The organism is Streptomyces sp. NPDC004435, assembly GCF_042873895.1.
GTDB lineage: Bacteria > Actinomycetota > Actinomycetes > Streptomycetales > Streptomycetaceae > Streptomyces.
In genome coordinates this window covers 243,420-264,985 of record NZ_JBIAMB010000010.1, presented here as the reverse complement: position 1 = coordinate 264,985, position 21,566 = coordinate 243,420, and the positions used below count along the sequence as shown (strand labels likewise).

Annotated in this window: 18 protein-coding genes; 2 read left to right on the top strand and 16 right to left on the bottom strand. The window is 74.5% G+C overall.

Translation table 11 applies throughout. The features are described 5' to 3' along the window. Positions 1–26: 26 nt before the first annotated feature. From ACFYT9_RS20445 to ACFYT9_RS20405, 9 genes are all read right to left on the bottom strand, one after another. Entirely contained in the window at positions 27–956 is a 930-nt protein-coding gene (locus ACFYT9_RS20445; RefSeq protein WP_389165746.1) for a hypothetical protein, read from the bottom strand. Then, positions 953–2,158, bottom strand: coding sequence for a DUF2306 domain-containing protein (locus tag ACFYT9_RS20440; RefSeq protein ID WP_389165745.1), 1,206 nt, complete (start codon positions 2,156–2,158; stop codon positions 953–955). Before ACFYT9_RS20440 ends, ACFYT9_RS20445 begins: the two co-directional genes overlap by 4 nt. A 105-nt stretch (positions 2,159–2,263) precedes the next feature. Continuing rightward, complete coding sequence (locus ACFYT9_RS20435; protein WP_389165742.1) at positions 2,264–2,812, bottom strand: helix-turn-helix transcriptional regulator; 549 nt, start codon at positions 2,810–2,812, stop codon at positions 2,264–2,266. Between the two features lie 23 nt (positions 2,813–2,835). Beyond that, positions 2,836–3,228 carry an STAS domain-containing protein gene (locus ACFYT9_RS20430; protein ID WP_376602537.1) on the bottom strand — a complete coding sequence of 131 codons (393 nt, stop codon included), beginning with the start codon at positions 3,226–3,228 and terminating at the stop codon, positions 2,836–2,838. Positions 3,229–3,612: 384 nt separating this feature from the next. Further along, positions 3,613–5,052: a rifampin monooxygenase gene (rox, locus tag ACFYT9_RS20425; protein ID WP_389165738.1), complete on the bottom strand. Its 1,440-nt coding sequence runs from the start codon at positions 5,050–5,052 to the stop codon at positions 3,613–3,615. 115 nt (positions 5,053–5,167) lie between these two features. Beyond that, complete coding sequence (locus tag ACFYT9_RS20420; protein WP_376602539.1) at positions 5,168–5,743, bottom strand: GNAT family N-acetyltransferase; 576 nt, start codon at positions 5,741–5,743, stop codon at positions 5,168–5,170. A gap of 157 nt (positions 5,744–5,900) precedes the next feature. Next, entirely contained in the window at positions 5,901–6,107 is a 207-nt protein-coding gene (locus ACFYT9_RS20415) for a cold-shock protein (protein WP_387279927.1), read from the bottom strand. A gap of 107 nt (positions 6,108–6,214) precedes the next feature. Next, the gene (locus ACFYT9_RS20410) at positions 6,215–7,132 is read right to left on the bottom strand and encodes a glutaminase (RefSeq protein WP_376602541.1); all 918 of its coding nucleotides are present in this window, start codon (positions 7,130–7,132) and stop codon (positions 6,215–6,217) included. A 131-nt stretch (positions 7,133–7,263) separates the two neighbouring features. Then, positions 7,264–9,264 carry a flavin monoamine oxidase family protein gene (locus tag ACFYT9_RS20405; protein ID WP_389165838.1) on the bottom strand — a complete coding sequence of 667 codons (2,001 nt, stop codon included), beginning with the start codon at positions 9,262–9,264 and terminating at the stop codon, positions 7,264–7,266. Positions 9,265–9,370: 106 nt separating this feature from the next. Between ACFYT9_RS20405 and ACFYT9_RS20400 the strand changes: the two genes are divergently transcribed. Then, positions 9,371–10,198, top strand: a complete 828-nt coding sequence (locus ACFYT9_RS20400; RefSeq protein ID WP_389165734.1) for an N-formylglutamate amidohydrolase — start codon at positions 9,371–9,373, stop codon at positions 10,196–10,198. Positions 10,199–10,295: 97 nt separating this feature from the next. Here ACFYT9_RS20400 and ACFYT9_RS20395 read toward each other — a convergent pair whose 3' ends face one another. Next, the gene (locus tag ACFYT9_RS20395; protein ID WP_389165731.1) at positions 10,296–11,708 is read right to left on the bottom strand and encodes an aminopeptidase P family protein; all 1,413 of its coding nucleotides are present in this window, start codon (positions 11,706–11,708) and stop codon (positions 10,296–10,298) included. A 190-nt stretch (positions 11,709–11,898) separates the two neighbouring features. Between ACFYT9_RS20395 and ACFYT9_RS20390 the strand changes: the two genes are divergently transcribed. Beyond that, positions 11,899–12,882 carry a LuxR family transcriptional regulator gene (locus tag ACFYT9_RS20390; RefSeq protein ID WP_389165729.1) on the top strand — a complete coding sequence of 328 codons (984 nt, stop codon included), beginning with the start codon at positions 11,899–11,901 and terminating at the stop codon, positions 12,880–12,882. 9 nt (positions 12,883–12,891) lie between these two features. Here the strand turns inward: ACFYT9_RS20390 and ACFYT9_RS20385 are convergent, their stop codons facing one another. The 6 genes from ACFYT9_RS20385 to ACFYT9_RS20360 form a co-directional block, all read right to left on the bottom strand. Then, on the bottom strand, positions 12,892–14,916 hold the full coding sequence (locus tag ACFYT9_RS20385; RefSeq protein ID WP_389165727.1) for a prolyl oligopeptidase family protein: 2,025 nt from the start codon (positions 14,914–14,916) through the stop codon (positions 12,892–12,894). Between the two features lie 29 nt (positions 14,917–14,945). Continuing rightward, positions 14,946–16,691 carry a serine/threonine-protein kinase gene (locus ACFYT9_RS20380; RefSeq protein WP_389165725.1) on the bottom strand — a complete coding sequence of 582 codons (1,746 nt, stop codon included), beginning with the start codon at positions 16,689–16,691 and terminating at the stop codon, positions 14,946–14,948. Positions 16,692–16,770: 79 nt separating this feature from the next. Beyond that, on the bottom strand, positions 16,771–18,492 hold the full coding sequence (locus tag ACFYT9_RS20375; protein ID WP_389165722.1) for an acyl-CoA dehydrogenase family protein: 1,722 nt from the start codon (positions 18,490–18,492) through the stop codon (positions 16,771–16,773). Positions 18,493–18,546: 54 nt separating this feature from the next. Beyond that, the gene (locus tag ACFYT9_RS20370; RefSeq protein WP_389165720.1) at positions 18,547–19,167 is read right to left on the bottom strand and encodes a PadR family transcriptional regulator; all 621 of its coding nucleotides are present in this window, start codon (positions 19,165–19,167) and stop codon (positions 18,547–18,549) included. Between the two features lie 157 nt (positions 19,168–19,324). Continuing rightward, positions 19,325–20,020, bottom strand: coding sequence for a response regulator (locus ACFYT9_RS20365; RefSeq protein ID WP_389165717.1), 696 nt, complete (start codon positions 20,018–20,020; stop codon positions 19,325–19,327). Continuing rightward, complete coding sequence (locus ACFYT9_RS20360) at positions 20,017–21,330, bottom strand: sensor histidine kinase (protein WP_389165714.1); 1,314 nt, start codon at positions 21,328–21,330, stop codon at positions 20,017–20,019. Before ACFYT9_RS20360 ends, ACFYT9_RS20365 begins: the two co-directional genes overlap by 4 nt. Positions 21,331–21,566 lie beyond the last annotated feature (236 nt).

Sequence of the window (21,566 nt, the reverse complement as noted above, 5' to 3'; positions counted from 1 at the left end):
CCCCCGCCCCCTCCACGGGGTTTCGATCACCGCACGCGGAGCCCGGGATCTCCGGCCGCCCGGTCCGCCCGCCCCAGCAGCAGCTGTCCGGTCACCCCCGTCACCAGCAGCCCGGCGAGGAGCGCGAGGAGCGAGACGGCCCCGCCCGACGTCCAGTCGACGGCGGGTGCGCGCACGGCGAGCACGACCCCGCAGACGACGGCGACGAGTGGCACGGCACGGACGGCGGGGCGACTGCGGGCCAGGTCGTCCTCGGCGAGCGAGGTGAGGACGCCGACGCCGAGGGCGAGCGCCCACACCCCGAGGCCCTGGGCGTCGGCGCGGTTCACCGTCCACGGTACGAAGGCGCTCCAGAAGCCCGGGAGGACGAGGAGTCCCGCGCCGATGCCGAGCCAGCCGGAACCGAGGACCGCCAGCGGCGGCTTGGACCAGCCGGGGACCGGGGCGAGCGGGGTACGGGAGGGCTCCCCGGCCGGCTTGCGGTACTGGGCGGCGAGGCAGCCGACGGCGGCGAGCGCGAGGACGGCCACCACCGGCACCCAGCCCAGGCTGAAGAGCACCAGGAAGAGCGGGCCGCCCTCGGCGACGCGGAGCGAGCCCGCGTTGAGGAGGGTGACGGCGAGCAGGCCGACCATGACGACGACCAGCGGCAGGTAGAGGCTCCGCACCTCCTCCCAGGTCGCGGCCCGGCGCAGGGTGAACAGGGCGGGTGCGACGCCGACCATGGCCGCGCCGATGAGGGCGGGGCTGAGCGGTTCCGGCGAGGCCCAGGCCCCTGCCCCGTGTCCGGCGGCGCCCGCGACGGCGAGGAGGGAGCCGACGCCGAGGCTGACGACGGCGACGACGGTGCTCAGGACGGCCACGGCGGCGGAGAGTTCGCGCCCGGGGCGCCCGGGCGCGGGCCCGGTGACGGCCGCGGGGGCGGCCCCGGCCGGGGTGGCGGCGGACGTGCTCATCGGACCTCCTCCCCGGCCGGGGCGACGACGGCGGATTCCGGAGCGGGGGTGGCCGCCGCCGGCTGCGGGCCCGGCCGCCGGCGGAGGAGTTCACGGCCCGCGAGGACACGGAGGCTGACGACGGTGACGGCGGTGTAGGCGAGCATGCCGCAGCCGATCCCGGCGGCGGCGACGAGGGCGGTCGCGCGGTCCAGGTCCATGGCCCGCTCCAGGACGGGCACCATGACCGCCGAGAAGGCCGGGGCGAGGAGCAGCGCGCCGAGGTGGAGGCGCCACTCCTCGCGGGCCCAGCCGTTGCCGGCGCGCCGCGCCCCTGCGGCGCGGGCGGCGAGGACGGCGTACATGACGGCGTACGGCACCGCGTAGGCGAGGAGGAGCCGGCGGCCCTCGGCTCCCTGGTCGAGGAAGGCGGGGACGAGCGCGGCCAGGCCGGCGGCGCCCGCGAGGTGGGCGAGGACCAGCACCGGTCCGGGCGCCCAGCTGCCGGTGAGGCCGGGGACGGAGGTGCGGCGGTCGAGGGCCCGGGTGGCGAGCAGCGCGCCGAAGGAGACCAGCGCGCCGAGGTGCATGATCGCGACCCGGTTGATCTCCTGGATCGTCAGCCCCGGGTAGAGCGTGGGCAGGAAGCCCCATTCGAGGCGGAGCAGCGGAGCGGTCATCAGGAAGCCGTAGCAGAGCAGCAGCCAGCGCTGGTGGAGGTCCGGGTAGCCGGTGAGGGCGGCGAGGATGCCGAAGGTGACGCTGCCGACCGTGCCGACGAGGATGACGGCGAGGACGACCCAGAAGGCGGCGCCGCTGAACGCCTGCTCCGGCGGTGTACGGACGAGGTAGAGCGCCGCGCCGGCCATCGACACGTACACGGTGACGGCGAAGACGATGCCGAGGGCCCGGTGGAGGCGGATGCGGCGGCGGACGGCGGTGAGCAGCTGCACGGGGCCGAGCAGCATCAGCAGGCCACCGAGGACGGAGTGGACGATGAGCGGCACCAGGCTGCGCTCGTACGGTCCCATCCGGTCGCGGACGGCCTCGGCGACGAATTCGGGCGAGACCGTGCGGCCGAGGACCCACTCACCGAGGGCGGGTGCGCCGGGCCGGGCGTAGGGCCAGAGCTCGGTGAAGGCGATCGGTGCGTACGCGAGGCAGACCGCCGTCAGCGCGACGATGGCGACCCTTCCGCGTCTGGTGCTGGTCGGACGCCCCATGGCGGCTCCTCCCCCTCGGCAATAGTCCACTCTGGACTATGGAGGAAGGTAGGGCCGGTCGAGGCCGGGGTCAACCGGTCGGTAACAAACAGCTGTTACCAGGGGTCAGTGCTGGTCGACACTCTCGGCGCCACCGTCCTCCGGTGCGCGGTCGCCGACCCAGCTCCAGAAGTCGACCATCATCCGCTCGTACCGGATGCCGAACTCCAGCGCCTCGCGCTGCCCCCGGGTGAGCAGCTCGCCGACCTCCGCGGCCAGCCCCTCGTACTCCTCCAGGGTGCGCCGGTGCTCCTCGGCCTGGACGGGGGCGTGGACGCCGGGGCTCGCTCCGAACCAGAGCTTGAGGATGCCCCGTTCGCGCGCCTCGACCGGCACGAAGGAGGGGTCGGCGAGCCAGCCCCGCAGCGCTGCCGCCCCCTCCTCGGTGAGCCGCATCAGACGGCGGTTGCGGCCGCCCTCCTGGCGCGCCTCCGACAGCAGTCCGGCCTTCAGGAGCCGGTCGCACTGGGCGTAGACCTGCGCGTGCGGCACGGACCAGAAGGGTGCCACGGTCCGCGCCGCCTCGACCTTGACGTCGTACGGGCTGGCCTCGCCCAGTTTGTCGATGATGCCGAGGACGAGGAAGGAGGGCGTGGTCAACCGGACTTCAGACATGGGGCCGACCGTATCGCGGGGCCTCAGACGGGGTGCTCGGCCCGCGCGCGGGGACCGGAGAGCAGCGGCGGCGCGGGCAGCGGGCGCAGGACGGGATCGGGGGCGAGCAGGTCGTCGAGGCCGGTGAGGCGGACCAGGCGGAGGATCCACGGCTGGTCGCAGACGAGCTGCCAGTGCGCCCCGCGCGCGCGGGCGCTCCGGGCACAGTGGGCGAGCAGGCCGAGGCCGGTGGCGTCGCAGAAGGCGAGCGGGCGGATGTCGACGGCGAGGGCGTCGGCCTCGCGGACGAGGGCGTCGAGTTCGGGTCGCAGGTGGCGGACGAGGACGAGGTCCAGTTCGCCGCTGATGACGGCGACGGTCAGGGCTCCGGCCGAGCGGACGGACAGGTGGGGGTCGTGACGGGGGATCAGCTGCATCGGACGCTCCACAGGGTGGGTCCAAGTGTCACGTCGAGCGTGGCCGTAGGCGGGGCGGGAGGGACGTTTCGCCTCGACCTCAGTCACCTGATTCGGTGAATGTGCGGCCAAAGGTTTGCCGGACGGGCATGCGAGGGGGTCAGGGCGGGGCGCGGTTCCTGGCGGAGCGGGTCCGGGGCCGGGAGGCCGGTCCCAGGGCCCGGAGGCCGGGGCCCGGGTCCAGGGGGCGAGTCGTGGGAGCCGCCGGCTCGTCCCCGACACCCTCGGCCTCCCGCGTAAGAACGCCCCCGAACCGGCGACCGTCCGCCCTCCGACCCACCTCCCCACCCCGGCGGCCGCCCGCCTGCCCTCGCCATCGGCGCGGAGGGCGGGCGGGCGGCGCGGTCAGCTCGCGGCCGGCGCCCCGAACCAGCGCTCCAGGCGCTCCCGCAGCTCGGCCGGGTCGTCGCCGACCCAGACGACGTGCCCGTCGGGCCGCAGCAGCGCCGCCGGTACGTCGGGTCCGACGTCCGACCCGGTGACGCGTTCCACCCGGTCCTCCCAGCCCTCCGCCGAGAGCGCCCCGGTCCGGTCGAGCAGGAGTCCGCGCCCGCCGCGCGCCGCCTCGAAGAGCCGCCCCTCCTTCAGCGGCACGTCCTTCAGCCGCCGCCCGACCAGCGGGTCCTCCCCCTCCCCGGCGTAGTCGTAGCGGAGGTCGACGGCGGTGAGCTTCCCGATGACGTGCCGGTTGACCTCGTCGAACTCCATCAGCTCCGCCAGCAGCCGGCGCACCGCCCGCGCACCCGGCTCCTCCGACATCAGCTCCATCTGGGCACGGGTGTTGTCGAGCACGGCGGCGGCGACCGGGTGCCGCTCGGAGTGGTACGTGTCGAGCAGCCCCTCCGGCGCCCAGCCCAGCACCTCGGCGGCGAGCTTCCAGCCGAGGTTGAAGGCGTCCTGCACCCCGAGGTTGAGGCCCTGGCCGCCGGTCGGCGGGTGGATGTGCGCGGCGTCGCCGGCGAGCAGCACCCGGCCCTCGCGGTACCGCTCGGCCTGCCGGGTGCCGTCGCCGAACCGGGACAGCCAGCGGGGCTCGTGGACCCCGAAGTCGGTTCCGCCCACCGCGATCAGACGCTCCCTCAGCTCGTCGAGCGTCGGCGCGGAGCGGTCGCCGGAGAGCCCGGCCGCGGGCACGATCACGCGGAAAAGACCCTCGCCGAGCGGCATCACGCCGTACCGCATCTGCGTCTTGCGCACCTCCGCCACGACGGGCACGACCTCCTCCCAGGGGACCCCGATCCGCACCTCGGCGATCAGCGTCTCGTACCGCGCGGGCACCCCCGGGAAGCCGATCCCGGTCAGGGCGCGCACGGTGCTGCGGCCGCCGTCGCAGCCGACCAGCCAGCGGGCCCGCAGCCGGGTGCCGTCGGCGAGCTCCGCAGTCACGCCCCCCGCGTCCTGGTCGAACCCGACGAGCTCCCGGCCGCGCCGGATCTCCACGCCCACCTCGCGGGCGTGCTCGTCGAGCAGCTCCTCGGTGACGTTCTGCGGGATGCCGAGGACGTAGGAGTGGGCCGTGTCGAGATCCTCGGGCCAGCTGGTGCCGAGCCCGGCGAAGAAGCCGCCCACCCGGTACTGCTGTCCCCGGGCGAGGAAGCGGTCGAGGAGACCGCGCTGGTCCATCACCTCGATGCTGCGGACGTGCAGCCCGAGCGCGCGGCTGTGCCCGCTGGGCTCCGCCGCCTTCTCCAGGACGAGCGGCCGCAGGCCCCACAGGCGCAGCTCGGACGCGAGCACGAGCCCGGTCGGCCCGCCGCCGATCACCAGGACATCGGCATCGAACATGAAGGTTCCCCCATCTGTTTGTGCTGTTCAGTCGCCGATTGTGCGTCACTCCGGGGGCCTTGCCGCAAGGCCCCCCGTGCGCTATACGTTGAAGAGGGAGAGAGCGCGGGATCCGTCATCGGCGCAGATCGAGGCGCATCAGGATCCGGGGATGGCCGGCGAGTACCGAGGTGGTGTCGGCGGCCTTCACGAAGCCGGCCCGCTCGAAGTTCCTCCGCAGCCCGGCGTACGCCATCGTCATGTCCACCCGGGCGTCGCCGTTGTCCAGCGGGTACGCCTCCACGACCGGCGCCCCGTGCGCGCGGGCGAAGTCGACCGCCCCCGCGATCAGGGCGTGGCTGACGCCCCGCTTGCGGTGGCCGGGGCGGACCCGGACGCACCAGAGCGACCAGACCGGCAGGTCGTCGACGTGCGGGATCTTCCGGTTCCGGGCGAACGTGGTCTCCGAGCGCGGCGCCACGGCCGCCCAGCCGGCAGGCTCGCCGTCCTCGTAGGCGAGGACGCCCGGCGGAGGCTCCTCGGCGCACAGGCCGGCGACGTACTCGCCCCTGGCCGGCCCGCGCAGCTCGTTGTTGAGCTTGGACGGGATGCGGTAGCTCAGGCAGAAACACACGTTGGCCGTGGGCGACTTGGGGCCGATCACGGCGCGGACGTCCTCGTAGACGGAGGCCGGACGCACTTCGATGGTCATGCCTCCACCCTGGCACGGGCGCCGCCGCCCGGCAGGCCGTACCCGCCTTGTCATGCACCGGCCCGAGAGCGCCGCCCCCGGGCGGCCGGAGCCGTGCCGCTCGGTCCCGGGGCGGCGGCGGGCGGCTGCTCCGTCCGGGGGAGGCCCGACCCGGGGGTCAGGTGCGGATCTCCCGCGCCTCGAACCGGCCCTCTCCGAGGACGAGGACGAAGGTGACCTGCTGGCCCTCGGAGAGCGAGCGGACACCGCCCTCGATGTCCTCCGCCCGGAAGTGGACGGGTTCCTCGGAGCCGACGGGCAGCACGAACCCGTAGCCGGCGCGGCGGTTGAAGGACTGCACGAATCCGGTGGTGCGGTTGTCCACGGCGACCTCCTCGCTCCGGGCGCGCACGGCGCCCCCACCGGATCTGTACCCCGTGGAGGACGCCCTCGCCAGCCGGGCCGGGACCGGCGGCCCTCCGGGAGCGCGGATCAGAAGACGGAGAGGCCGGTGATGGTGGTGAAGCGGTCGAGGGCGGCGACCCCGGCGACCGAGTTGCCCCGCTCGTCGAGGCCGGGGCTCCACACGCACAGGGTGCAGCGGCCGGGCACCACGGCGATGATCCCGCCGCCGACGCCGCTCTTGCCGGGCAGCCCCACCCGGTAGGCGAAGTCGCCGGCGGCGTCGTACGTGCCGCAGGTGAGCATGACGGCGTTGATCTGCTTGGCCTGGCTGCGGGTGAGGAGCCGGCTGCCGTCGGCGCGGACGCCGTGCCGGGCGAGGAAACCGGTGGCGACGGCGAGGTCGGCGCAGGACGCCTCGACCGAGCACTGCCGGAAGTACTCGCGCAGCAGGGTGGGGACGGGTGTGGTGATGTTTCCGTACGAGGCCATGAAGTGGGCGAGGGCGGCGTTGCGGTCGCCGTGCTCGCCCTCGGAGGCGGCCACGTCCCGGTCGAAGTCGAGGTCGTGGTTGCCGCTCTCGGCCCGGAGGAAGTCCCGCAGGACTCCGGAGGCGTCGCCGGTGAGCCGGTGGAGCCGGTCGGTGACGACGAGCGCGCCGGCATTGATGAAGGGGTTGCGGGGGATGCCCTGCTCGTACTCCAGCTGCACGAGCGAGTTGAAGGGGTTGCCGGAGGGCTCGCGGCCCACGTGCTCCCACAGCTCCTCCCCCTCCTTGGCGAGGGCGAGGGCGAGGCTGAAGACCTTGGTGACGGACTGGGTGGAGAAGGGCCGCTGCCACTCCCCCACCCCGTACACACTGCCGTCCACCTCGGCCACGGCCATCCCGAAGCTGCGGGGATCACCGGCCGCGAGCGCCGGGATGTAGTCGGCCGGCCGGCCCCGGCCGGCCAGGCCCTCGATCTCCTCGGCGACCCGTTCGAGGACGGGCAGGAACGACTGCATCATGATCGCATTGTGCCGTTCCCCCCGACCGCCGCAGCGGCGGCCCGGCCGTCGCCTCACCGGGCCGGACCGTCAGCCGCCGGCGCGGGCGCGGGCGCCGGCGGCGGCGGCTGCCGACGGGCGCCGCCGCCCGCTCACCCGGCCTGGTGCACCTCCAGGGCCACCCGTACCGCCGACTCCAGGGCGCCCTCGATCCAGGCCGGCTTGACCGAGGTGTGACAGCCGGCGAAGTGGAGACGGCCCTCCGGGCCCCGGACGTGCGGGAAGAGCTCGGTGTGCTGGCCGGGGAGGAGGACGGACGCCTCGCCGTACGCGTACGGGTCCCGCATCCAGGACTGGGTGCGGCCGACGCCCGTGTAGAAGACCTCCACGCGCTGCCCGTACAGCTCCGCGAGTCCGGCCAGGGCGCGCGGATAGCGCTCGGCGTCGTCGAAGGAGTCCCACTTGAGGGCGTCGTCGGCCCAGCTGTAGGAGGCGAGGAGGACCCCGCCCCCGCTCCCCTCCACCGGGTGCGACGGCTGGTAGGCGAAGCGGTTGGGGTTGTCGGTGGCGGAGCCGCCGCCGATCACCCCGGCCGCCTCGGGCTGGTCGCGGGCGACGGGCCGGCAGGCGGCGTAGTGGGCGCGCTGGGCGGGGGTGAGGTGGCCGCGCGGCACGGAGGGGTGGGCGCCGATCAGGGAGCCGTCGGTGGGGGTGCGGCCGAGGCGGTAGTCGGCGTGCAGCCCGGGGCGGATGGCGTCCAGCTCGCGCCGCCAGTCGTCCTCGTCGAACTCCCACCAGCGGCGGCTGAATTCGAGGAGGACCTTGGTGGCGGCGTCGTAGTGCAGCTCGGTGACGGCACGGCGCTTGTGGTACGAGAACGGCGGGCTGACCGGGATGTGCCGCAGCCCGGAGAACGGGACGGTGACGACGGCGAGGTCGGCGGTGAAGCTCTCGCGGACGACGGGGGCGCCGTCGCGGCCCTCCGAGACGGTCTCCACGGTGACCGTGCGCCGCCGCTCGTCCTGCACGATCCGGGTGGCCCTGCGGTCGAGGCGCACCAGGTCGCGGACCCGCTCGTACAGGGCGTCGACCAGGGTGCCGCTGCCGCCGGGGAGTTCGTGGAAGCGGGTGTCGGGGCTGATCAGGGCGGCGTTGACGAAGGAGTGGAGGAAGGTGAGGTGGAGCCGGGACGTGAGGTTCTCGACGGTGCCGATCAGGTCGACGGTCCGCTCGTCCAGCTTCGCCTCGTCGGTGAGGAAGCGGTACATCGACATGTGGCCGTAGCGCTGGATCACCCGCGCCCAGCCCTCGACGAGCGCACTCCCCTCCTTGCCGTCGATCTCGGCGCGGACCGGGGCGAGCGCGGCGCGGACGATCTGCGCGGCGGGCACGGTCTCGTACGCGGCGGGCACGCCGAACGAGCGGTTGACCGCGCGCGGGTCGCGGGCGTAGTCGGCGCGACGGACGCGGACGCCGTTGACGAGGAGCCAGGTGCGGGAGGCGGGGCGGCCCCCGGCGTCGACGTCGACCAGATGGAAGGGGCGGAGCGTGAGGCCGAGGTCGGCGACGAGCCCGGTGACCAGGGGATGGCTGCCGGGGATGCGCATGGCGCCGGCCTCCGCGTACTGGAGGGGGTCGGCGAAGGGCTGTGCGGCGTTCTCGTGGCCGCCGGTGCGGAAGGTCTTGATCCGGCCGCCGACCCGGTTGGCGTTGGCCTCCACGACCGTGACCCGGTGGCCGGCGGCGCGCAGCAGGTGGGCGGCGGTGAGTCCGGCGGGGCCCGCGCCGACGACCAGGATCCTCCGGGGCGGGCGGCCCGAGCGCGGCAGGCCGCCGTTCACCAGGATGTCGAGGTAGCGGGGGACGAGGGGTTCGTCGTCCTCGTCGCGGACCAGGACGGCCCGGGCGACGGTGAGGCAGGTCCGCCAGTCGGCGGAGGGGGCGGAGGCGGGGGCCCGTCCGGGGGCGGCGGCGGGTGCCGGGGAGGAAGCGGCGGCGGACGCGGGGAGGGCGGAAGCGGGGACGGCGGACGCGGCGGCGAGGGCGGCCGTACCGGCGAGCACGGCGCGGCGGGCCGGGAGGTTCCCGTGCGGGACGTTCTGGGGGTTCTGGGGGTTCACGGGCGTCACTCTCGCGGCTCGCCGACCGGTCATGATCACCGATCCGGCGAAGATCATCCGTAAACCACCCGGGCCCCGGAGTGTCATGATCATCGGGTTGACGAGCAGGTCCCGGTCCAGCAGCAGGGAGACGAACGCCGTGCCCGACACCCCCTCCGCCACCCGCTCCCCCGCCACCCCCTTCCGGCTCCACCCGGGGGCCGCCGACTCGCCGGTCCTTCTCCATGTCCCGCACTCCGCACGGGAGATACCGGCCGAGGTGAGGTCCGGGCTCGTGCCGGACGACGCGGCGCTCGGCCGGGAACTCGACCACATCACCGACGCCCACACCGAGGAGATCGCCGGCCTCGCGGCCGCCGCCGCGGGGCTCGCGCCCTGGCGGTTCGTGAACGGGCTCTCCCGGCTCGTCGTGGACCCCGAGCGGTTCCCGGACGAGCGGGAGGAGATGCTCGCGAGCGGGATGGGCGCGGTGTACACGCGGACCACCCACGGCGAGGAGCTGCGGCCGGCCGGATTCGACGGACGGCCCCTGATCGAGCGGTACTTCGAGCCGTACGCGCGGGCGATGACGGAGGCGGTCGACGACCGGCTCGCCGCGACGGGGCGGGCGGTGCTCGTCGACGTCCACTCGTACCCGAGCCGGGCACTGCCGTACGAGCTGCACGGCGCGGGCCCGAGGCCGCCCGTCTGCCTGGGCACCGACCCCTTCCACACCCCCGCGTGGCTCCTGGAGGCGGCCCGCGAGGCGTTCGCCGGGTGCGGCGGGACGGGCGTCGACAGCCCCTTCGCGGGGACGTACGTGCCGCTGCGGCACTACGGGCGTGACCCGCGGGTCACCGCCCTGATGGTGGAGATCCGCCGGGACCTGTACATGACGGAGCCGGGCGGCCCGGCCGGTCCCGGGCTCGACGCCCTCGCGGACGCCCTGGCCGAGCTGGTCGACCGGGTGTCCGCGAGGGAGCCGTGAGCCCGGCGGGGGCTCGGACGGCGGCCTCGCACGCAGGCGCGTGGCCGTCGCCCACCCCGGCGGAGCCGTACTCCGGTCCGCCGGGGAGGTGTCGGGCTCAGCCCGCGACGCGGGCCATCCACTCCTCCACCTCGGTGGAGGTGCGGGGCAGGCCGTCCGACAGGTTCTCGTGGCCCGTCTCGGTGACCAGCAGGTCGTCCTCGATGCGGACCCCGATCCCGCGCCACTCGGCGGGCACCGTCAGGTCGTCGGACTGGAAGTAGAGGCCCGGTTCGACGGTGAGGACCATGCCCGGCACGAGGACGCCGTCGACGTACTCCTCGGTGCGTGCGGTGGCGCAGTCGTGCACGTCGAGACCCAGCATGTGGCCGGTTCCCGCCATGGTGAAGCGCCGCTGGAGGCCGAGTTCGTACGCGCGGTCCACCGGCCCCTCGATGAAGCCCCACTCCACCAGGCGGGCCGCCAGGTGCCGCTGGGCGGCCTCGTGGAAGGCGCGGTAGGGGGCGCCGGGCTTCACCGCGTCGAAGCCGGCCTGCTGGGCCTCGTACACGGCGTCGTACACCTGGCGCTGGACGGGGGTGAAGGTGCCGCTGATGGGGAGGGTGCGGGTGACGTCGGCGGTGTAGAGGGAGTTCGTCTCGACACCGGCGTCGAAGAGCAGCAGCTCGCCGGGGCGGACCGGGCCGTCGTTGGACGTCCAGTGCATGATCGTGGCGTGCTCGCCGGCGGCGCAGATGGAGCCGTAGCCGACCGAGTTGCCCTCCAGGCGGGCCCGGCGGAAGAAGGTGCCCTCGATCCAGCGCTCGGAGGTGGCGACGGCCGTGGAGAGGTCGCCGATGGCGTCGGTGAAGCCGCGGACGGTGGAGTCGACGGCCTTGCGGAGCTCGCCGATCTCCCAGGCGTCCTTGACCAGGCGCAGCTCGCTGAGGACGTCCTCCAGGTCCGTGTCCCGCTCCTCGTCGGTGGTGACGGCCGCCTCCAGGGCGGGGTCGACGCCGCGGACGATCCGGGTGGGCACTCCCGCGCCGGCGGCCAGCTCGGCGGCGGCCTCGCGGACGTCCCGGCAGGGCAGTCCGAGGACGGTCTCGGCCTCGGCCAGCGAGAGCCGGCGGCCCATCCAGAGCTCGGCGGTGTAGCCGATCCAGAAGGTGTCGTCGTCGCGGCCGTCGCGGGGCAGCTGGTAGCAGTACGCGTCGTGGCCGCCGTCCTCGCGCGGCTCCAGGACGAGCGCGCAGTCGCGGGCCTGGTCGCCGGTCATGTGGACGTAGCCGGAGTACGGGCGGAAGGGGTACGTGTCGTCGTTGGAGCGGACCTTGAGGTTGCCGGAGGGGATCACGAGGCGCTCGCCGGGGAACCGCGCGGAGAGCGCGGCACGGCGGGCGGCGGCGTACGGCGCCTGCTCGGAGAGCTGGAGGTCGTGCCGCTCGGTGTCGGCCCAGCCGGTCCGCATCAGCGCGGACAGCTCCTCGGAGATGCCGGTGTACAGGCCGTTCTTGCGACCCTTCGCCACGTCGGGCTCCTTCGTCGTGAGTGCGTGAGTGCGTGAGTGCGTGTGTGCGTGTGTGCGTGTGTGCCGGGGAACCGCCGGGCGCCGGCGGCTGTCACGGACCGTAGACCGCTCGGGACCGCCATGGGGCCCGTTCGTGCCAGTGGCACCGATCGGACACCCGGCGGCGCCGGCGACGGCCAGAATGGGTGCCATGACGAAGGCGAGACTGGGCGAGGCCCTGCTGCTCCTGGGCCTCGGCGAGCCGGCGACGCGGGTGTACCACGCGCTCCTGGAGCGGGCTCCGGCGCCGCTGGAGGTGGTCGGCGCCGCGGCGGGTCTGACCGGGCCCGCGCTGGCGGAGGCGTACGGGGAGCTGGTCGACGCGGGGCTCGCGAGCCCGGTGGTGGAGCGGGGCGGCACGGTGGCCCCGGTGCCGCCGGCGGCGGGCCTGGAGATCCTGGGCCGGCACCGGGCCGCCGAGCTGGACGAGTCGCGGATCACGGTGGGCGGCGCCTTCGAGGCGTTCCGGCGGCAGCGGCTCGCCGGGTACGACGACCATCCGGTGGAGGTGGTGACCGGCGCGGCGATCGCGCCCCGGCTGCGGCAGGCGTGGGCGAGCGCCCGGCAGCAGATCCGGCAGATGGACTCGCCGCCGTACCTGCTGATCCCGGACTCGACCGAGGACGCCCTCGCGACGCTCGCCCGGGGCGTGACCCAGCGGGTGATCTACTCGCGGGCCTCGCTGGAGCGGCCGGGGCAGCTGGAGGAGTCGATCGAGCCGGTGATCGCGGCGGGCGAGAAGGCCCGGGTGCTGCCCTCGGTGCCGGTGAAGCTCGTGCTGATCGACGACGCCTACGGGCTGGTCTCGCTGTCGATCAGGGAGGCCGACGTGCACCACACGATGCTGGTGGTGCAGCCGTGCGGACTGCTCTCGGCGCTGGTGGCGCTCTTCGAGCAGTCCTGGCGGGACGCGCTGCCGCTGCACGGCCGCACCGCGCTCCCGGGCGGGCTGCCGCCGGCCGACCGGCGGCTGCTGTGGCTGCTCGCCGGGGGCGCGGCGGACGAGGTGATCGCCCGGGAGATCGGGGTCAGCCGCCGCACCCTCTTCCGCCGGATCCAGGTGCTGATGGCCCGGCTGGGCGCCACCAACCGTTTCCAGCTGGCGCTCCAGGCCCAGCGGCACGGCTGGCTCTGAGCCCTCCCCTCACCCTTCCGGGGTGAGGTGCTTGCGCAGGAAGGTGTACATCAGGGCCTTGTTGCGGGCGGCCTGCGCGTTGTCGGTGGCGCCCGCGTGGCCGCCTCCGGTGTTCTCGTGGAAGAGCACCGGGTGGCCCAGCTCGCGCAGCCGCGCCGCCGCCTTGCGCGCGTGCCCGGGGTGGACCCGGTCGTCGCGGGTGGAGGTGGTGAGCAGCACCGGCGGGTAGGGGGCGTCGGCGGCGAGCCGGTGGTACGGGGAGAGCTCCCGCAGGTGCGGCAGGTCGGCCTCGTCCTCGGGGTCGCCGTACTCGGCGATCCAGGAGGCGCCGGCGAGCAGCTTGTGGAAGCGGACCATGTCGAGCAGCGGCACCTGGCAGACGATGGCGCCGAACAGCTCCGGGTAGCGGGTCAGCATGGCGCCCATAAGGAGGCCGCCGTTGCTGCCGCCGGCGGCGCCGAGCTGCGCCGGGGTGGTGAGGCCGCGGGCGACGAGGTCCCGGGCGACGGCGGCGAAGTCCTCGAAGGCGCGGTGCCGGTGGGCGCCGAGGGCGGCCTGGTGCCAGTCGGGGCCGTACTCGCCGCCGCCGCGGATGTTGGCGATGACGTACGTGCCGCCGGTCTCCAGCCAGCCGCGGCCGGTGAGCGCCGCGTACGACGGGGTGAGGGAGACCTCGAAGCCGCCGTAGCCGTAGAGGAGCGTGGGGCCGGGGCCCTGGGCGCGGTCGGGGCCGATGACGAAGTAGGGGACGCGGGTGCCGTCGTCGGAGACCGCGAAGGCCTGCTCGACGGAGAGGCCCGCGGTGTCGAAGCGGGCCGGGGCCTGGCGGAGGATCTCGCTGTCGCCGCCGATGGTGCCGCGGGTGAGGGTGGAGGGCTGGAGGAAGCCGGAGACGTCGAGGAAGTACTCGTCGGAGACGTCCGGGTCGGTGTCGGTGACGGAGACCGCCGACAGCGGCGGTACGTCGGCGAGCGGGGAGCGCGACCAGCCGCCCTCCTCGCGCGGGGTGAGCACCTCGATGCGGGTGCTGACGTCGCGCATGGTCTCCAGGATCAGGTGGTGCCGGGTCCAGGAGTGGCCGGCGAGGGCGGTGCGCTCGTCGGGGGTGAAGAGCGCCTCCGCGGTACGGTCGCCGGCGAGGAAGGCGTCGAAGCCGAAGGCGAGGAGGGCGCCGGCGGGGTGGCCGAGCCAGGGCGACTTGAGGGTGACGATCAGGTGCCGGCGGTGGGCGTAGACCTCGGCGTCCTCGGGGACCTCGATCCGGACGAGCCGGTCGTCGTCGGTGACGAGGTGGGTCTCGCTGCGGAAGAAGTCGAGGGAGCGGCCGACGAAGGAGCGCTCGAAGCCGGGGGTGTCGTCGTGCCAGGCCCAGGCGGAGACGTCGGCTGCCTGGCCTTCGAAGACGGTGGGCGCCCCGGCGAGCGGGGTGCCGCGCCGCCAGCGGCGGACGGTGCGCGGGTAGCCGGAGTCGGTGAGCGAGCCGGTGCCGTGGTCGGTGCCGACGAAGACGGTGTCGGCGTCGATCCAGCCGATGCTGGTCTTGGCCTCGGGCACGGTGAAGCCGTCCTCGACGAAGGCGAGGGAGGTCAGGTCGAACTCGCGGACCACGACGGCGTCGCCGCCGTCGCGGGAGAGGCGGACCAGTGCCCGGTCGTGGGCGGGGCGCCGCACCCCGGCCCCGGCCCACACCCACTTCTCGCCCTCGGCCTCGGCGAGCGCGTCCACGTCGAGCAGCGTCTCCCACTCGGGGGCGTCCTTGCGGTACTGCTCCAGGGTGGTGCGCCGCCACAGACCCCGTACGTGTTCGGCGTCCTGCCAGAAGTTGTAGAGGTGGGGGCCGCGGCGGGTGGTGTACGGGATGCGGTCGACGGCGTCGAGCACCTCGCGCAGGCGGTCGGCGAGGGGCTCGAAGCCGGGCCCGGCGGCGAGCTCGGCCTCGGTCTCGGTGTTCCGCTCGGCCACCCAGGCGAGGGCCGCCTCGCCGTCGACGTCTTCCAGCCACAGGTACGGGTCGTCTTGGTTCACGCGGGCCATTGTCCCCCGTGCGCCCCGGGCGGCTGCCCTCAGTCCTCGGCGGTCACCTTGTGCACCACCTTCCCGCTCGTGTCGACGGCCAGGTAGCCGGTGGCGCTGTACTCGTTGATGCGGTAGAGGCGCAGGGTGGGCCGGTTCTCGTTGAAGGTCCAGCGGTCGATGATCAGGTACCGCATGGTGGGGTCCTCGACCTTGAGCTCGCGGTCGGCGCGCTTGCTCAGGGCGGGCAGGTCGTCCCAGGGCAGGCCGTTGACGTCGAGCGGCTGCTGGTCCGGCGAGGTGCTGATGGTGCCTTTTCCGAAGTCGGACTTCGTCACCTTGCCGTTCCGGTACTCGTACCGGTCGTAGGAGCGGGCTCCGGGACGGGTGGGGATCTCGGCGAAGGCGTACTCGCCGTAGACGTTCATGTTCTTGAAGGTGGTGGTGCCGGTCGCCTGCTCGAAGGCGGCGATGACGGTCCGCACGCCGTCGGGGGTGAGGAGGTCGCCGGTGGCGACGGGGGTCGCGCGCGGCGTGGTGGGGGCGGTGGAGGGGGCCGTCGCGGTGGTGGTCGGGGTGCCGGGGGTGCGGGAGGCGGTGGTGCCGCCCTTCGCGTCCCGGTTCCCGCCGTCTCCGTCGTCGCCTCCCAGGGGGAGGAACTGCACGGCGAGGACCGCGAGGCCGGCGGCGGCGGCGAGGCCCGCCGCGGCGATCGTGATCCGGCCCTTCCGGGAGGGCGCGGGGACGCGGCCCGCCGCGACGGTGGGCGGCGCGGGCGGCCGGTAGGCGGGGTGGGGGTGGGCGTACGGATGGGCCGGGGCGGGCGTGTACGCCGGCGGGGTCGGGGTCGGGGTCGGGGTCGGGGTGGGCGTCGGGGGGCCGAAGCCCGCGGGGGCGGCGTCGGCGGGGACGGCCGGAGTGGCGTCGGCGGGGGTCCTGGGGTCCGCCGGGCCGGTCGCCGCCTCGGCGAGGAGGCGGTCGAGCTCGGCGCCGTCGGGGCGCCGGGCCGGGTCGCGGACGAGGAGCCGGGTGAGGACGGGCCCGAGGGCGCCGGAGCGGACCGGCGCCGGGATCGGGTCGTCGAGCACGGCGACGACGGTGGCGAGGCTGGTGGCGCGGCGCAGCGGGTGGTGGCCCTCGGTCGCCACGTACAGGAGCATGCCGAGGGACCACAGGTCGGAGGCCGGGTTGCCCTCCTCGCCGCGCACCCGCTCGGGGGCGATGAACTCGGCGGAGCCGATGAGGTCGCCGGAGGCGGTGAGCCGGGAGGTGGCCTCGTCGAGGACGGCGATGCCGAAATCGGTGAGGACGGCGCCGCCGCCCGCGCGCAGGAGGACGTTGGCGGGCTTGACGTCGCGGTGCTGGATGCCGGCGGCGTGGGCGGCGCGCAGGGCGCCGAGGACCTGCCGGCCGAGGGTGAGGGCCTCGGGGACGGAGAGCGGTCCGGCGGCGAGCCGGTCGGCGACGGAGTTCCCCTCGACCAGTTCCATGACGATCCACGGGGCGGAGCCGTCGGCGGGCTCGACGATGTGGTGGACGGTCACGACGTGCGGGTGGGAGAGGCGGGCGAGCGCCCTGGCCTCGCGGATCGCCCGGGCGCGCAGCTGGGCGGTGAGCCCGGGGTGGGCCGCCTCGGCGGCGGGATCCGGCGGCCGGACCTCTTTCAGGGCGACGTCCCGGTCGAGGGCGATGTCGCGGGCGCGCCAGACCGTGCCCATGCCGCCGCTGCCGAGGCGGGAGATCAGCCGGAACCGTCCGTCGACGAGAGGTCTGCCGTCGTCGTCACTCGTGCTCATGGGCGGTCATCGTAGGCGGTGGGGGTGACAGCCGGTGGCCCGGGCCGCGCGTCGGAACGCGCCGCCCGGGCGGCGGGGGTCAGGGCCGCATCTCGTACGCGCCGGAGAGGGCTTCGACGCGGGACCAGACGCGGGCGGTGCGGGCCTCGTCGACGACGGGGCGGCGGACCGCGCCGAGCGCCCAGGTCTGCTGGGCCTCGGTGGCGGAGTCCTTGCCGTGGAGCTCGACGGCGTGGGCGGAGAAGTCGCGGACGAGGACGGCGAAGAGCTCGTCGAGGACGTCGTCGTCGAGGCCGGTGAGGGCGGCCTGCTCCAGGACGAGCTGGGCGTGGACGACGAGCGCGAAGAGCTGCCCGACGGCGAGGAGCAGGTCGAGGTCGCGGCTCTGGGCCTCGCCGGGGGCGGCGGTCCGGACGAAGTCGCAGAGCGCGTCGGCCTGTTCGCGGAAGCGGACGACGTTCGGGAGCCGGTCGTACGCGTCGAAGGCGGGCCGCCAGTCGTGGAAGCGGACGGAGCCGAGACCGCGGGCGGGGCCCTGGCGGAAGAGGAAGGCGTCGTCGGCGGCGTCGAGGCGGGTGGGGACGGCCGGGTGGTCGACCGGGTCGAGGAGGTGGTTGCGGAGGAACTTGAGGATGAGGGCGAGGTTGACGTGGACCGTGCCCTCCAGCTTGGGCAGGCCGCGGATCTCGACGGCCGCCTGGGCGAAGTAGTTGTCCTTCTCGAAGCCCTTGGCGGCGAGGACGTCCCACATGAGGTCGACGACCTTCTCGCCCTCGGTGGTCACCTTCATCTTCGTCATCGGGTTGAAGAGGAGGTAGCGGCGGTCGTCGGGTCCGGCGGTGCGGAAGTAGTCGACGGCGCGGTCGCTGAAGAGCTTCATGCCGGCCAGCCGGACGTAGGCGTCGGTGAGTTCGCGCCGCACGTGCGGGAAGGCGGTGACGGGGCGGCCGTAGAGGATCCGGTTCTGCGCGTGGGTGACGGCCTCGTACATCGCGTGCTCGCAGATGCCGATGGAGGCGGTGCAGAGGTTGAACTTGCCGACGTTGACGGTGTTGAGGGCGGCGTCGAAGGCGGCGCGGCCGGTGTGCAGGACGTCCTCGGCGGCGACCGGGTACTCCTCCAGGCGGAACTCGCTGACGAACTTGGAGGAGTCGACGACGTTCTTGACCAGGTGGTAGGCGGGGTGGCGGCTGTCCGCGGCGAAGAAGACGTAGCCGTCGGGCCCCTCGACGTCGGTGCGGCGGCCGAAGACGGAGACGAGCCCCGCCTTGTTGCCGTTGCCGATGTAGTACTTGGAGCCGGTGGCGCGGAAGCCGCCCTCGCCGTCGGGGGTGAGGAGCATGTCGGTGGAGTAGATGTCGGCGCCGTGCGCCTTCTCGGAGAGGCCGAAGGCGAACACCTCGCCCTGGTCGAGGAGTTCGGCGGCGCGGGCGCGGGCGGCGGCGTTGTCGCTCTGCCAGACCGGGCCGAGGCCGAGGATCGTGACCTGCCAGGCGTACCAGTAGTCGAGCCCGTAGAAGCCGAGGATCTCGTTGAGGGCGGCGATGCGGGCGGTGTCCCAGCGCTTGTCGGCGTGGTCGCCGGCCTCGGCGGCGGGGGTCAGGAAGGTGGCGAAGAGCCCTTCCTTCGCGGCGAAGTCGAGGAAGTCGCCGAGCCAGGCGCGGCTGCGGTAGTCCTCGATGATCCGGCGCTTGCCGCGCTCCTCGAACCAGTCGACGGTGGCGCGCAGCAGCCTGCGGGTCTCCGGGTCGAAGTGCGCGGGGTCGTAGGTGCGGGGGTTGAAGAGCAGCGCGTCGGCCATGGGTTCCGCCTTGAGGGAAGGAGGGGTGGATGAGGGGCGAGGACCGGGAGGGTCTCAGAAGCGGTGCAGGGTGGCGAGGACGTCGTCGAGCCAGGCGATCATCATGCGTTCGTACGCGATGCCGCCCCGCAGCACGACGTGCTGGAGCTCGCGCTCGGCGTCCGGGCGGGCGGCGGGGCCGGAGTCCGTGGAGGTGATGCGGTCGCCCTCCGTGGACGTGGCGAGGCCGGAGTCCGGGGGCGTGGCGGGGCCGGTGTGCGGCGGGAAGTCCCGTGCCTCGCCCGCGAGGTAGTGGGCGAGGCGGTCGGTGTGCGTCCGCCGGTGCCGTTCGACCTCGCGGACGAGGCCCGCGGGGTCGTCGAAGGCGGCGCCGCGGATCTTGACGGCCAGGTCGTGCCGTACGCTCTCGGGTTCGATCGGCTCGTGCAGCCAGGAGCTGAGCGCCGCGTGCCCGAGGTCGGCGACGGAGTACTCCTTCTTGTCCGGCCGGCCCTGCTGGGGCACTTCGCGGGCGGCGACCCAGCCGTCGTTCTCCATCCGCTTGAGGACGCGGTAGATCTGCTGGTGGGTGGCGGTCCAGAAGTAGCCGATGGACCGCTCGAACCGCCGGGCCAGTTCGTATCCGGACCCCGGCTTCTCCAGCAGGGAGACGAGGATCGCGTGTTCGAGCGCCATGCCTCCGATCTTGCTATGCAACTGGTTGCATAGCAAGGCGGGCGGACGCCGATGAGACGCGCCTCACGGGCACCCGGCGTCTCGGGGGCCCCTGTCGGCCGGTGCGACGGGGACCGTGCCCGGCCGCGCCGCTACCGAGTCCCCCGCTCGCCTACCGCTACCCCGTCCCCTGCTCGTCCGCCGTTCCCTCGCCCGCGCTCACCAGCCCCGTCTCGTACGCGACGATGACGGCCTGGGCGCGGTCGCGGAGTCCGAGCTTGGCGAGGATGCGGGCGACGTGGGTCTTGACGGTCGCCTCGGCCAGGTGGAGGCGGGCGGCGAGTTCGGCGTTGCTCAGCCCGCGCGCCAGCAGCCCCAGCACCTCCAGCTCGCGCGGGGTGAGCGCGGCGAGGTCGCGGTGGAGCGCGACCGCCTCGTCGCCGCGCCGGGTGAACCGCTCCACCAGCCGGCGCGTGATGGCGGGCGCGAGGAGGGCGTCTCCGGCGCGGACCGTGCGGACGGCGGAGGCCAGGTGCTCGGGCGTGACGTCCTTGAGCAGGAAACCGCTGGCCCCGGCGGTCAGGGCGGCGTAGACGTACCGGTCGAGGTCGAAGGTGGTCAGGATGATGACGCGCGGTTCGTCCGGACCTCCGGCGAGGATCCTGCGGGTGGCCTCCAGGCCGTCCATCTCCGGCATCCGGATGTCCATCAGGACCACGTCGGGACGGGTGCGGCGGACCGCCTCCACCGCCTCGGCGCCGTTGGTCGCCTCGGCGACGACGTCGATGCCGTCGGCGCCGAGGATCATCCGGAAACCGGTGCGGACCAGGGTCTGGTCGTCGGCGAGCACCACACGCGGCGGCGGCTCGGTCACGGTGCCTCCAAGGGGATCACGGCCACCACACGGTAGCCGCCCGCCGGCCGGGCGCCCGCGGCCAGCGTCCCGCCGTAGACGGCGAGACGCTCACGCAGGCCGATCAGGCCCCGGCCGTCGCCGGTGGCCGCGCCGGGGCCCGGCCGGCCGCCGGTGTCGGTGACCTCCACCCGCAGCCGGCCCCGGCCGTACGCGACGGTCACGGCGGCCGACGCGCCCGCCGCGTGCTTCACCGCGTTGGTCAGCGCCTCCTGCACCACCCGGTAGGCGGCGAGCCCGATGCCGGACGGCAGTTCGCGGGGCGCCCCGGACACCGTCACCGACACCGGAAGCCCGGTGTCCCGCACCCGTCCGACCAGCGCGTCCAGCCGCTCCAGGCCCGGCTGCGGGGCCAGGTCCTCCGCCGGAGCGCCGTCCTGCTCCGCCTCCCCGTCCCGTCCCCCGTCCTCACCGGCCATGGTGAGCAGCCCCATGACGTGCCGGAGTTCGGTCATGGCCGACCGGCCGCTCGCCTCGACGGCGAGCAGGGCCTCGCCCGCCTGCTCGGGCGAGGTCTTCATGACGGTGCGGGCCGCGCCCGCCTGGATGATCATGACGCTGACGTTGTGGGTGACGACGTCGTGCAGTTCCCTGGCGATCCTGGCCCGCTCGTGCTCGACGGCCCTCCTCAGCGCCTCGGCCTGTTCGCGTTCCAGCGCGGAGATCCGGGTGCGGCTCTCGTCGGTGCGCAGCCTCCAGGTGCGCACGCCGACGGCGGCCATCGCCAGCGGGACCACGATGAGCAGGGCGATGTACTCGTTGGGGACGATCGGCGTCACCGCGTTCCCCGACGTGCCGACGAGCAGGACCGACACCGGCAGCGCCGCCAGGGTCGCCACCCGGTACGGGCTGTACACGGCGGCGCTGTAGACGGCGAGGACGAACGCGTAGAAGGTCAGCCGGAGCACGCTCTGCGGTGTCGCCAGGGTCGCGGCCGTCACGACGCACAGCACGGCGAGCGGCTGACGGCGGCGGAGCGCGAGGGCTCCCGAGGCGAGGGCGGCGAGCGACACCATCAGGGCGCCGCCGGCGAGACCGGACGGCCGGGCCAGGATGTGCACGTCACCGGGCGGGCTCTCGCGGATCACGACGACGCCGATGTTGTCGATGCCGTAGTGGACGGTCGCGACGCCGAAGAACAGCGCCAGGACGAGGTCGGCGTACCGGGCGCGGCGGCTGAGCCGCGGGGGCGGGCCGGTGGGGACCATCGCGTCGCGGACCGCGTCGCGGGCCAGACCCCGCAGCCGGGTCGCGGTCGTACGCACGTTCATCACCGGCTCATTGTCACCGTCGCCCGCTCCGGTGGGATCCGCCTCGGAGGCGGGTTCCGGCGGCGCGCGTACACCGCTCGCCTACATCGCGGGGATGACGTCCCGGGGCGTCATGCCGACGCGGTACGGAATGCGGTCCGGGCGGCGGACGCGGGCCGGGCGGCCCGGCTCCTAGCGTTCGGACGACCGGCGCGGGCTGCCCGTACCCGGTGGCCTGCGCCGCCGTGACCGGGCCG

Coding starts and splice junctions, on each gene's coding strand:
- ACFYT9_RS20420 (WP_376602539.1), bottom strand. CDS start 5,743: ATGACCATCGAAGTGCGTCCGGCCTCCGTCTACGAGGACGTCCGCGCC.
- ACFYT9_RS20410 (WP_376602541.1), bottom strand. CDS start 7,132: ATGATGCAGTCGTTCCTGCCCGTCCTCGAACGGGTCGCCGAGGAGATC.
- ACFYT9_RS20370 (WP_389165720.1), bottom strand. CDS start 19,167: ATGGCGCTCGAACACGCGATCCTCGTCTCCCTGCTGGAGAAGCCGGGG.
- ACFYT9_RS20375 (WP_389165722.1), bottom strand. CDS start 18,492: ATGGCCGACGCGCTGCTCTTCAACCCCCGCACCTACGACCCCGCGCAC.
- ACFYT9_RS20360 (WP_389165714.1), bottom strand. CDS start 21,330: ATGAACGTGCGTACGACCGCGACCCGGCTGCGGGGTCTGGCCCGCGAC.
- ACFYT9_RS20445 (WP_389165746.1), bottom strand. CDS start 956: ATGAGCACGTCCGCCGCCACCCCGGCCGGGGCCGCCCCCGCGGCCGTC.
- ACFYT9_RS20390 (WP_389165729.1), top strand. CDS start 11,899: ATGACGAAGGCGAGACTGGGCGAGGCCCTGCTGCTCCTGGGCCTCGGC.
- ACFYT9_RS20385 (WP_389165727.1), bottom strand. CDS start 14,916: ATGGCCCGCGTGAACCAAGACGACCCGTACCTGTGGCTGGAAGACGTC.
- rox (WP_389165738.1), bottom strand. CDS start 5,052: ATGTTCGATGCCGATGTCCTGGTGATCGGCGGCGGGCCGACCGGGCTC.
- ACFYT9_RS20380 (WP_389165725.1), bottom strand. CDS start 16,691: ATGAGCACGAGTGACGACGACGGCAGACCTCTCGTCGACGGACGGTTC.
- ACFYT9_RS20405 (WP_389165838.1), bottom strand. CDS start 9,264: ATGACCGGTCGGCGAGCCGCGAGAGTGACGCCCGTGAACCCCCAGAAC.
- ACFYT9_RS20430 (WP_376602537.1), bottom strand. CDS start 3,228: ATGCAGCTGATCCCCCGTCACGACCCCCACCTGTCCGTCCGCTCGGCC.
- ACFYT9_RS20440 (WP_389165745.1), bottom strand. CDS start 2,158: ATGGGGCGTCCGACCAGCACCAGACGCGGAAGGGTCGCCATCGTCGCG.
- ACFYT9_RS20435 (WP_389165742.1), bottom strand. CDS start 2,812: ATGTCTGAAGTCCGGTTGACCACGCCCTCCTTCCTCGTCCTCGGCATC.